The organism is Paenibacillus sp. FW126-R14, assembly GCF_058789495.1.
Window position 1 is genome coordinate 1 of sequence record NZ_JBYTBS010000106.1, and the last position, 10,995, is coordinate 10,995.

A 10,995-nucleotide genomic window follows, 5' to 3' on the forward strand; every position below is an offset into this window, starting at 1 on the left:
CACACCTCTAACCTTTATTGTTGTATTTATTATAAAGGTTGTTCCTTAGTGTGTGTATACAGAAAAGTCTACCATCATTCGAGCAGATATTTAGATCATGTGGTGAAATAAGACCCTGTAGTTTCCCTCGAGCGCCCGAATTTCCGCTTTTCGTCGAAATAAGGGAATGGAGTTCCCATCAGATTTCAAGTTGAGCGATATACGTCAACCTTAAAAGGACCGTCAGGATGAACTGCCTGATGGTTTTTTAAGGTTTTTTAAAATGACTGTAACCTTTATGTAACTCGCCCGATGGTATACTCTAACTATTGAAAAATATAGGAGTTTATACGTAAATATGGGAGGATGCGAGAGGGGCATATCGGAATGTGGGATATTCACATGAGAACGATTCATCTGGATTGTGAGTTTGATAACGCCATGTTGTTTTGCCAATACGTGATGGTCTTGACGGACGGCAGTATGACCGGCGGAGGACTAGTGGAGGCATACAACGATCATGAGGTTCAAGTGGGCGGCCAACGATTTTCCCGCAGTCAATCGATGTTTGTCGTGACTTTGCCGCCGCAGTGCCAGATGAAGTTTTGATTATAACAATTCGATCTCAGGAGTGTTCCCCGAAAAGGGGCTTTTTTTATTTGAAAAGAGCAAAATTCATTTTATATTCATATTAAATTAATCAAAATATGGATAATTAAGGGATATAAATCATGGTCTGGATGTGATAAAACAAGTGACTATTCGTTTAAGACTAACCTTACTTTATTCAACTATCTTGGGATTTGCATTATTAGTTTTTGGCATAGCACTCTACTTTTTTTTACAATTTTACATATTTAATGATTTAAAAAAGTCACTAAGGGACCAGACTGATCTCATACAAAAGAACGTAGCCTATCAATTGGAACTTTCGCCTAACGGGTGGAATTTATTTATCCGACTTGATGATTTTGATACAGTTGGCTCGGGAATCTTTATGCAGATAACTAATATCACTAGTGGCTACAAGACCAAATCATCTAATTTATGGAATGTTGATCTACCATTTTCAACGGAGGATTTACAAAAGAAAAAAGAGGGCTTTTATTCCTCGGTAAGCATTCATAACTCGCCTTTTTTAATATACAATCATCCGTTGATCCTAAAAGGAAAGTTAGTTGGTGTTCTACAGGCTGCTTATAACATCGGTGTTATAGGGAATTTCCTTTATAGTTTGCAATGGATACTTTGTTTGTTATCAGTTTTTGTGGTGCTGCTTGCGATGTTTATGGGGTGGCTTTTTTCTAAAAGAGCCTTACAACCAATGTATTCTTTAATAAATGCAACAAAAAATATTAAAAATAGTGAAGACTTTTCGACAAGGATAAATTATAAAGGTCCTCAGGATGAAATTGGATTACTTAGTGAAACGATGAATAGTATGCTTCAACGTATAGACTCCATTTATGTTGAATTGGAACAATCATCAGCCACTCAAAGAAAGTTTGTTGCCGATGCCTCCCATGAGCTTAGGACACCACTTACAACGATTAATGGAAATGCTGAATTTCTTATTAAGCTGATGAAATCTTTGCATGAAAAATTGTATGATCTACCTGAAAAAGAAGAAATCGAAATTTCTTTAGAAGCACTGAATGATATGACAGACGAGTCAAAGAGAATGGGGAGACTTGTGAACGATCTTTTGTCACTGGCGAGAGCTGATGGAGGTCTTCAGATTAACAAAGAAGTTTATGCATTACAGCCTATTGTTGAAACAGTGGTAAGAAAGTCTGAGTTTATACCAAAAACAGTTGATTGGACAGTAGAAAATATAGAATCATTACTTGGGGTTTATATCTTAGCTGACAGGGATTATATGCAACAATTATTATTCATTTTTATTGATAATGCTTTTAAGTTTACAGATCAAGGGTATGTAAGAATGGATTTTGAAAGAATTGGAAACAGGATCGGATTAATTATTAAAGATACAGGCATAGGAATGGATAATGATGAATTACTCCACATTTTTAATAGATTTTACCGTGCAGATTCTTCTAGAGGAAAAACCCCAGGAACCGGATTAGGGTTATCGATTGCAAAATGGATATTAGATGAGCATGATGGAGCCGTAGAAGTGACTAGTTATAAAGGTAGAGGTTCGATCTTTAAGATCTGGCTGCCTATTTATATGGAAACTGGTAGTTAACAATCCAGAGCAAGAGGCGGTTTGCAGTAAATCATAGTATCGCAAAAAAACCTCACCATTCCGGAAGGAAATGCCGAGGTCATTTATTGTAAGTTAAATACGACGAATTGCAAGGTACCAGGTAACAAAATAGATATAACATTTTTAAAAAGGCTGTCTGCACAAAAAAAATGGAAGAATGGCAATGCAGTCGACAATTTAATGTTATATAATAATTTAATAATTTAATTTTTATTATTGCACAGTGTAATTATTTTGTTATACAATATATAATATATTAATGAATGTAATAATACATTTGTAAGCGTGAAGGGAGAGATGGTAATGAGCAGTTTGGCATCTTCGATGGAGTTCGAGAGAAAAAATTTTAAACATTTTTCACGCCAACGTCCTTACGACTTTCAGAAAGTTATGGCGAACCGGCAGGAACGGACAGAACACGACGAGTATGGCGAAACAGCATTCTATCCCCTATCCCCTGTAGCTTTGGAGCTTTATTATTTTCATCTTGATCCGGAAGCGGGTTAAATGACGAACGCAAGATGCTCAATAACAGCATATGAAAAAAAGGCTGCTCATAGGTCCATTCAGACCCAATGAGACAGCCTTTTGTCGTTCGGTTATTTGATGGCCGAAACGGTTTCTATTTCTTTAACGCTTTGATAAATGAGGTTGAACAGCTCTTCCAGGCTGCCCTCTTCGATACAAGAGAAAGCAACGCGGAGGTCGGTCGCACCTAGCGCGATGGTGCCTACGCCATGCTGGTTCAGCAAGTGGACACGCAATGCTTCGGCATCAACGGTTTTGAGCTTTAAGCACATGAAATATCCGGAATTGAATGGGTAGTAGCCCCATGCATCATCGAACTTGCCGGAGTCCAAAATGGACTTTGTACGGTTAGCGCGGCCTTTCATAATCTCGTACTTCTCTTGCTTCTGCTGATTGAACTCAGGAGAGTTAAGCGCATGAAGCACGAACGTTTGGGATGGGTGAGGGCCGCTGGAGATCGTTGCCCGGATGATGCCCATCGTTTTTTGTTCCAGAGCGCTAAGCAGTGCTTCGCTTTGGCCGGCATATGTGACGAAACCGACGCGGAAGCCCCAGACATACTCTTCTTTGGTAGCTCCGTCGATTTTGACCGCAAGTACGCGAGGGTGAATGTCCGCTAATTTACCGAACAAGGACTCGTGCAGCGAGCCTTCGAAGAAAAGTCCGAAATAAGCATCGTCTGTCAGCACCACGACGTTGATTCCGGCTTCAGCAGCTTCCTTGATGGCAGATGCGATTTCATTGCCTTCTTCAGCCCCAGGCGTGTAGCCCGTCGGATTGTTCGGGAAGTTCAAGACAACGATCGCTTTGCCTTTGGATTGCTGAGCGAGCAGCGCATCGCGGAGGCCGGCGGCATTAAATCTTTGATCCTCGTTGTATAGCGGGTAGTTCACAATCTTCGCGCCGCGGCGGATTTCGAATGTGAGCTCGTAATTTTCCCAGTTTTTGTCCGGAATAATTACGGCGTCGCCAACATCTGCGAACAGGTCAGCGGCGATGCTGAGGCCGTGCGTCAATGCATTCGTTACGATCGGGTTGCCGATCAGTTTGCTGCCGATTTCAGGGTTTTCTTCGAGCATTTTTTTGCGCCATGCCGTACGAAGCTCGGGCTTGCCGGCTGGCGGCGCGTATTCGTATATATCTTTTGGTGCGTAGGTGGAGAGAGTATCTTGAATGACCTTCAAATGCATCGGCTGACCGTTCTCGATGGCAATGCCGATTGTCGCATTGTATTTCTTAGCTTTGGCCTTAGCTTCAGCAGATTGGCTGAGAATGCCTTCTTTCGGGAAGTAAATCGATTTACCTAATGCAGAAAGCATGTCAAATACGTGAGAATTTTCACGTTCCAGGGTCTCGTTTAACTGTCTTGCCAGAGGATTCATAAGCATGGGTCATTCCTTCCAATGAGCTATTCATTTTTTGCAGTTATTATACCACTTATGCTTACGTACGTCACGGCGTGCAACAATTATTTTTGGAAAGGATTGCTTCCCAATCTAGACCCGTACCTGATTTAAAAATCCCTCTAACCGCAGCTTCACATCCGGCCATTCGTGAGCAATGATGCTGAACATGACCGTATCTCGCACATAGCCGTCATGAAGCACGCGGTGTTGGCGGAGTACGCCTTCTTTGTGGGCGCCTAAACGCATGATTGCCGCTTGGGAGCGCTCGTTTCTCAGGTCTGTTTTGATTTGGACACGCAGCAGATCTAAGGTTTCGAAGCAATGCTGCAGCAGCAAATGCTTGCATTCGGTATTAACTCTGGTCCGCCATACACGGGGGTTGTACCAGGTATGCCCGATTTCGACGTGGCGGTTGGCGGCGGAATAATCGAATAGACGCGTGGTGCCGACAAAGGTGTCGGTTTGTTTGTCATAGACGGTGTAAGGGATGCCAAGGCCTGCTTTTTGCTCATCGAGTGCCTGACGGACAAACTGTTCAACAGCTGAAAGGTGAAGCAGCGGTGTCATGTAAGCAAAGATGGCCGGATCCGAGGCTGCCTCCGCAAGACCGCTAATGTGGGATTCCTGCATAGGGAGCAGAACGACTTGTGTTCCTTCTAAAAGAATAGGCTGGAAATTCATTGGCATAATTCTCCTTGTCAAAGTGTCAGATATATGAGATTTTAGTTAGCATAATGGAATATTGGAATAATAAAAAGATCCAATTTGTGCGCCTTTTTATGTACCAATTGAATGGGGAAGGAGGGAGTAAGCATGGAGTTTCACATCCCTTATCACGCCTATCGAAATCAGTATGCAGGTAAATATGCCGCTCTGTATCATGCTCTGCATGACAGCATCCTGGCGAATAAACTGCACCGCGATACGAAGCTCCCATCGAGCCGCGAGCTGGCGGCACTTTACGGGCTGTCGCGGGGAACAGTGAATCAGGTCTACGATATGCTGATTGCCGAAGGGTATTTGCAGGCTGAAGTTGGAAGAGGAACTTTTGTCGTCTACAGCGGGGAGCAGGAGAAACGGCAGCCGTATAAGGGGAAGGATATCCGGCTTTCAGACTGGGGGCTGCGGGTTCGTGAGGCGGAGCGGGATGGGCGTGGGCGCGGGCTAGGGCTAGGGCTAGGACGGGAGCTATGGCAAGAACAGATGCGAGAGCGTGAGCAAAGGCAGGAACAGGAGCAAGAGCGAGGGCAGGGACGAGGGCAAGAGTATGAGAGAGCGCGAGAGCTACGGCAAGAGCAAAAGCAAGAGCAAAAGCAACTGAGAGAGATTTCGTTTGTTATGGGTCGGCCGCACTTGGAGGAGTTCCCGCGGGAGCTGTGGAACCGCGGGATGTATGAGCAGGTACGGCGGATGACGAAGTCGCCGCAGGAAGAGGCTTACGTCGCCGAGGGGCATTATGCGCTTCGCGAAGCGATCGCACAGCACCTTAGGCGGATGCGCGGCATCGATGCGCCGCCAGAGCGCATCGTCATCGTGAACGGGTCGATGCAAGCGATCGCGCTGCTGACCCAGGTGCTCGTGAACGAAGGCGATCCCGTCATTGTGGAGCGCCCGGGTTACCAAGGCGCCAGCCGCGCTGTGCTGGCGGCCGGCGGGGTGCCCATCCACGCGGCTGTAGATGGGCAAGGGCTTGTTCCGCAGCCGTGGAACGCCCGGCTGCTGTTCGTGACGCCCAGCCGCCAGTTCCCTACGGGAGCGGTGCTGGGCCTGGAGCGCCGCCAGCAGCTGCTGAGCTGGGCGGCGGAGCAGGGCGCTGTCATCGTCGAAGACGATTATGACAGCGAGTTCAGGCACCGCGGGCGGCCGATTGAGCCGCTCAAGGTGCTGGACCAGGAGGGCCGAGTGGTCTACATCGGCACCTTTTCCAAAACGATGCTGCAGGACCTGCGCATCGGATATGTCGTGCTGCCGGAGGCGCTGCACGACGCTTTTATGGCCGCGAAGCGGCTATACGAGCCGCACCCTTCGGGGCTGCTCGAACAGCGCTCGCTCGCCGCTTTCATGGCGAGCGGCGGTTACGAGCGGCACCTGCGGCGCATGCGGCGGGTGTACGCGAGCAAGTTCTTGCTCCTGCAAGCGCTGCTGCAGGAGCGGCTCTCCACCCTCTTCGAATGGGTGGAGAGTGATGCGGGGCTGCATCTGTTCGGCTGGTGGCGGGGAGACTCCCGCACTTATGCCGCTTATGCAGCCGAGTGCCGTAAAGCCGGCGTCACATGGAGCGACGCCGGCTCCTACGGCATCCCCGAAGGCAAAGCCGGGGCATGCTTCGGGTTTGCCCATCTCACGGAAGAGGAGATACGCCTCGGCGTTGCCGCTCTGAGTGAGGCATATGAAATTGTCACAAAATCACCAAAATGATTTTGGCATGGTTGTCAGAGTATGCTATGATCTAACATGTGGTCAATTAATCATTTTATTGTAGGAGTGATCCGAAATGGCAGGATTAAATGGTGGAGGCACAAGCGTGATTGTGCGTTTGGAAATACATAAAGAACAAGTCACGTTTGGGAAAATTGCTACAGCCATAGGAGATGCAGGAGGCGATATCGTCGCAGTTGACGTAACGCGGGCCAGCAAAACAACAACGACACGGGATATTACCGTTCAAGTAAGCGACCCGGAACATACCGAAACGATTGTTGCCGTATTAAAGGGAATTCCCGGTGTTCGGTTAATTAATGTCTCCGACCAAACGTTCCTTATGCATTTGGGCGGTAAAATTGAAGTCACTCCGAAAATGCCGATTAAAAATCGGGACGACCTGTCCCGTGTATATACGCCGGGAGTCGCCCGTGTTTGTATGGCGATTCATGAAGATCCGGCTAAATCGCACTCGCTAACGATTAAACGAAATACGGTTGCTGTCGTATCCGACGGGACCGCGGTACTCGGGCTAGGCAACATCGGGCCGAAAGCGGCGATGCCGGTAATGGAAGGGAAAGCCATGCTGTTCAAGCAAATGGCAGGCGTTGATGCGTTCCCGATCTGTCTCGACACACAGGATACAGAAGAGATTATCCGTACCGTAAAAGCAATCGCACCTGCGTTCGGCGGCATTAATTTGGAGGATATTTCCTCGCCGCGTTGCTTTGAGATCGAAGAACGATTAATTAATGAGTTGGACATTCCCGTATTCCACGATGACCAGCACGGAACTGCGGTCGTTATTCTTGCAGGCTTGCTTAACGCAGTCAAGTTGGTAGGCAAAAAGCTGGAGGATTGCAAAGTAGTCATCACGGGTATCGGCGCGGCAGGGATTGCATGTACCAAAATGCTGCTTGCTGCAGGCGTCACCAATGTCGTAGGCGTGGACCGTCAAGGCGCGATTGTCCGTGGAGAAAGCTACACGAATTCCGCGTGGGACTGGTATGCGAATAATACGAATCCTTTTTCACAAAAAGGGACTTTGTCTGATGTGATTGCCGATGCTGATATTTTTATCGGTCTTTCCGGTCCTGGCGTGCTCAAAGTGGATGATGTGAAGAAAATGGCGGTTGACCCGATCGTTTTCGCCATGGCGAACCCGACACCGGAAATTACGCCGGAAGATGCGGAGCCATACGTACGCGTAATGGCGACAGGCCGTTCGGATTATCCGAACCAAATCAATAATGTGCTTTGCTTCCCGGGGATTTTCCGCGGCGTGTTGGATTGCCGTGCTTCCCGTATCACGCAAGAAATGAAGCTTGCCGCTGCCAAAGCGATTGCTTCTGTGGTAAATGAAGACGAGCTGAACGAATATTACATTATTCCGAGCGTATTCAACCATGCCGTTGTTGAAAAAGTACGCGAAGCCGTGATGGAAGCCGCCTATGAATCAGGTGTGGCCCGCCGCCGCAGTCAGCGCGAGACGCAAGATTCCCATCACGAATAGACGTGATGATAAAAGCAGCCCGGTGCAGCTCTTAGATGAGCGCACCGGGCTGTTTTTAGTTGCTGTATAGCGAAAAACCTTGCCCAAGAAGCTGTTCCCAGCTTGCTGAGCAAGGTTTTTTTTTAATTCTCTTCCTCTGTCCATTCCCTTAACTTGCGATCAGACGGAAGCAGGAAAGTTAATATGCCGAGTAGCGGCAGATACGCGCATAATTCCATCACTTTCGTCGTTCCGATCGCGTCGCAGAGATTTCCAAGCACGACACTGCCGATACCGCCAAGTCCGAAGGCTAATCCGGTAATCAGTCCGGATACGGTCCCTACTTTTCCAGGGAACAGCATTTGGGCGTAAACGACGGTGACAGAGAAGCTGGATAACAGAATTACGCCAATGACGACGAGTAAAATATAAGACCAAGTCATGCCGACATGCGGCAGCAGCAAAGCGAAAGGCGCCGAGCCCAGCATTGAAAAGAAAATGATGTTGCGCTTGCCGAAGCGGTCTGCGAGCGGGCCGCCAAAAAAAGTTCCCACCGCGCCAGCCGCGAGGAACAAGAAGATGAAATCCTGCGCACGGTTAATTGACATACCGTAGGTATCGTGCAGGAAGAATGCGAAGTAGCCGCTCATGGCTGCGCCGTACCAAGACCGGATGAACACAAGAAAGATCAACACGTAAATGGCGAACATCACGCGTTTGCGGTGTACGGGATTGACGGTCCGCTTCACGGCGGATTTGGCCTTGACCGGAGCAGTGACCAGCACGGATTTGTACCAGCGGGCAATATACAGCTGTACGGCAATCGCGACCGCTGCAACGCCGGTGAACCAGATGGACCCGAAGAGTCCAAGCGGGATGAAAATCCATTTGGTCATGACCGGGGCCAAGGACTGGCCGAAGTTGCCGCCGACCTGGAAGATCGACTGCGCGAGACCTTTGCGCCCCCCGGCCGCCATATGCGACACCCGGGAGCCTTCCGGATGGAAAGCGGCTGAGCCCAGCCCGACAAAGCATACGGACAGCAGGACGACCCAATACGAATGAGCGAAAGCCAGCAGCAGCATCCCCGTCAGCGTAGAGGCCATACCGATCGGCAGCATATAGGGAGACGGCTTGCGATCCGTATATAGTCCGACAACGGGCTGCATGATGGAAGCCGTGAAATTGATGGCGAACTGTACCCATCCAACCTGGGTGTAGCTTAAGCCCATCTCGCTTTTCAGGATCGGGAAGATCGCAGGAATAACAGATTGAATCGAGTCGTTCAGCAAATGAACAAGGCCGATTGCAAATAAAATTCGATACACAGTCGGTTTAATATCTCCGGTACCCTGCAAGCTTTTGGAGCCGGAGGACGGTGTTGTAATGGCAGCCATGATGCTCTCCTCTCAGGATAGCGAATCCTTTATTTATCCAGGAAACGACCGAGGTCTTCTCCCATTTTTACTTTGGATCCAAGTTTCAAGTCAGGGCGAGGTTCAAACATGTCATCTTCAAAAAGAAGCACGACGGTCGAGCCGAATTCGAAATAGGCCAGTTCTTGACCGCGCTCCAATGTTTTGGGAAGCGGCTTAACGTATTGAATCGAGCTTACATTCAGCGCCCCTACTTTAACGACGGCAACTTCACCCGCTTGATGCTGGATGAATGTGATTAGCCGCTCATTCCGGCTTAGTACCCGCTTCATATGGCGCAGGCCGAATTCGTTCACGGGATATACTTTGCCGAGTACATGCTCTTTCTCAAGGATGTCCCCCGTTACCGGCGAATGAATGCGGTGATAGTCCGTCGGGCTTAAATACAGGACGAAATAGAAACCGTTTTTGTAATTGACCGTACGGGGCGAGCGGTTAAGCAGCTCCTCGATCGTGTAGTCTTGACCTTTGACATTGACGATCAAGCCTTCTTTAATGTCGCCAATCCCTGTAATCATGGCATCAACCGGACTGACGACGCGGGTTTGGTCTTCGTGAATCGGGCGCAATCCCGGTTTTAAGCGGCGGGTAAAGAAATCGTTTAAGGACTTATAATCCTTCACATGCTTCTCAGCATCTTCAATACGTATACCGTAGGTTTGGGCAAAACGAGGAATGAACATCCTGCTTGCTTTGGACCTGGCAAAAGCTCCTGTCACTTGGGATACCCATTTGCGTGAGGAGAGCTCGGTTAGCAATTTAAAAAACGGTTTTGACATAAATTAACTCCTGTTCATTCGTGGTTAGGCAAAGATCCCTATATATGGTTCTTCGCTAATCTTGCCACAGAAAGGTAAAAGAATCAATTGTCGAATGGAGAAGGAACTTCAAGGTAGGAGGCCAAAAAAACAGCCTGATGGCTGTTTGAGGTGAAATATGCTTGTCAATGCTGTTAATGAGGTGAACTTGCACAATGTCTTTCATGATCGTGCTGCTGATAGGTTTGATTCCGGCTTGTATGGTAGTTGGCGCTTGGCTTTTTGCGACCTGCCGTATTTTGTTTCATTTGCTGGCCGTGGGGAGCGCGTATGCGTTTGGCATCATTACCGCATTGGCGGTGTATGAGATTTTGCGGGACGATACGGTGTTTATGACGAATATTCATGCTGTTTTCAAAAACCGGTTATTTCTGATGAGCGGAGCTTACCTAGGAAGCTATGGGATCTACATGCTGTGGATATGGCTGTTTCGGGAGCTTAGAAACGAATAGTCCGAAACTACGGTAACTATTTCATTTCTGGATCGTCTATGAAGTATGACGGAAAAAAGAGGCAGGAGCGAACGTGAAACGTATCAGTTCTAGATTAATCAACAGTACAGTGTGCGCGGCAGCGTTATCTTTGCTTGTAATCGGATGCTCGTCCCATCCAAAAGATAACGCTCCGCCAGCCGGATCAGCTTCGCTGGCGCCATCTCCAGCGGCTTCAGCTGCCCCAACCC

At 48.1% G+C, this 10,995-nt stretch carries 11 protein-coding genes; 6 read left to right on the forward strand and 5 right to left on the reverse strand.

The window, feature by feature from the left end; genetic code table 11:
* Nucleotides 1-366: 366 nt before the first annotated feature.
* The 3 genes from AC3WRW_RS32265 to AC3WRW_RS32275 all read left to right on the forward strand — a co-directional run bounded on the left by AC3WRW_RS32265 (nt 367) and on the right by AC3WRW_RS32275 (nt 2,719).
* A complete protein-coding gene (locus tag AC3WRW_RS32265; RefSeq protein ID WP_492550308.1) occupies nt 367-588 on the forward strand; it encodes a hypothetical protein in 222 nt (73 codons plus the stop codon).
* A gap of 145 nt (nt 589-733) precedes the next feature.
* Entirely contained in the window at nt 734-2,191 is a 1,458-nt protein-coding gene (locus tag AC3WRW_RS32270; RefSeq protein WP_492550309.1) for a sensor histidine kinase, read from the forward strand.
* 324 nt (nt 2,192-2,515) lie between these two features.
* Complete coding sequence (locus tag AC3WRW_RS32275; protein ID WP_171687092.1) at nt 2,516-2,719, forward strand: hypothetical protein; 204 nt, start codon at nt 2,516-2,518, stop codon at nt 2,717-2,719.
* Between the two features lie 92 nt (nt 2,720-2,811).
* Here AC3WRW_RS32275 and AC3WRW_RS32280 read toward each other — a convergent pair whose 3' ends face one another.
* Both AC3WRW_RS32280 and AC3WRW_RS32285 read right to left on the reverse strand, forming a co-directional pair.
* A complete protein-coding gene (locus AC3WRW_RS32280; protein WP_492550317.1) occupies nt 2,812-4,122 on the reverse strand; it encodes an aminotransferase class I/II-fold pyridoxal phosphate-dependent enzyme in 1,311 nt (436 codons plus the stop codon).
* Between the two features lie 114 nt (nt 4,123-4,236).
* Nucleotides 4,237-4,827: a GNAT family N-acetyltransferase gene (locus tag AC3WRW_RS32285; RefSeq protein ID WP_492550310.1), complete on the reverse strand. Its 591-nt coding sequence runs from the start codon at nt 4,825-4,827 to the stop codon at nt 4,237-4,239.
* Between the two features lie 132 nt (nt 4,828-4,959).
* Between AC3WRW_RS32285 and pdxR the strand changes: the two genes are divergently transcribed.
* Together pdxR and AC3WRW_RS32295 are read left to right on the forward strand one after the other, a co-directional pair.
* Nucleotides 4,960-6,564 carry a MocR-like pyridoxine biosynthesis transcription factor PdxR gene (pdxR, locus tag AC3WRW_RS32290; RefSeq protein ID WP_492550311.1) on the forward strand — a complete coding sequence of 535 codons (1,605 nt, stop codon included), beginning with the start codon at nt 4,960-4,962 and terminating at the stop codon, nt 6,562-6,564.
* A 76-nt stretch (nt 6,565-6,640) separates the two neighbouring features.
* Nucleotides 6,641-8,080 carry an NAD-dependent malic enzyme gene (locus AC3WRW_RS32295; RefSeq protein ID WP_492550312.1) on the forward strand — a complete coding sequence of 480 codons (1,440 nt, stop codon included), beginning with the start codon at nt 6,641-6,643 and terminating at the stop codon, nt 8,078-8,080.
* 122 nt (nt 8,081-8,202) lie between these two features.
* Here AC3WRW_RS32295 and AC3WRW_RS32300 read toward each other — a convergent pair whose 3' ends face one another.
* Together AC3WRW_RS32300 and asd are read right to left on the reverse strand one after the other, a co-directional pair.
* Nucleotides 8,203-9,456, reverse strand: a complete 1,254-nt coding sequence (locus AC3WRW_RS32300; protein ID WP_492550313.1) for an MFS transporter — start codon at nt 9,454-9,456, stop codon at nt 8,203-8,205.
* A 29-nt stretch (nt 9,457-9,485) separates the two neighbouring features.
* Entirely contained in the window at nt 9,486-10,274 is a 789-nt protein-coding gene (asd, locus tag AC3WRW_RS32305) for an archaetidylserine decarboxylase (protein WP_492550314.1), read from the reverse strand.
* 194 nt (nt 10,275-10,468) lie between these two features.
* Between asd and AC3WRW_RS32310 the strand changes: the two genes are divergently transcribed.
* Nucleotides 10,469-10,765 carry a transposase gene (locus AC3WRW_RS32310; protein WP_492550315.1) on the forward strand — a complete coding sequence of 99 codons (297 nt, stop codon included), beginning with the start codon at nt 10,469-10,471 and terminating at the stop codon, nt 10,763-10,765.
* Nucleotides 10,766-10,801: 36 nt separating this feature from the next.
* Here AC3WRW_RS32310 and AC3WRW_RS32315 read toward each other — a convergent pair.
* Nucleotides 10,802-10,995, reverse strand: a 194-nt coding sequence (locus tag AC3WRW_RS32315; RefSeq protein WP_492550316.1) for a hypothetical protein, incomplete at its 5' end; no start/stop codon positions are given.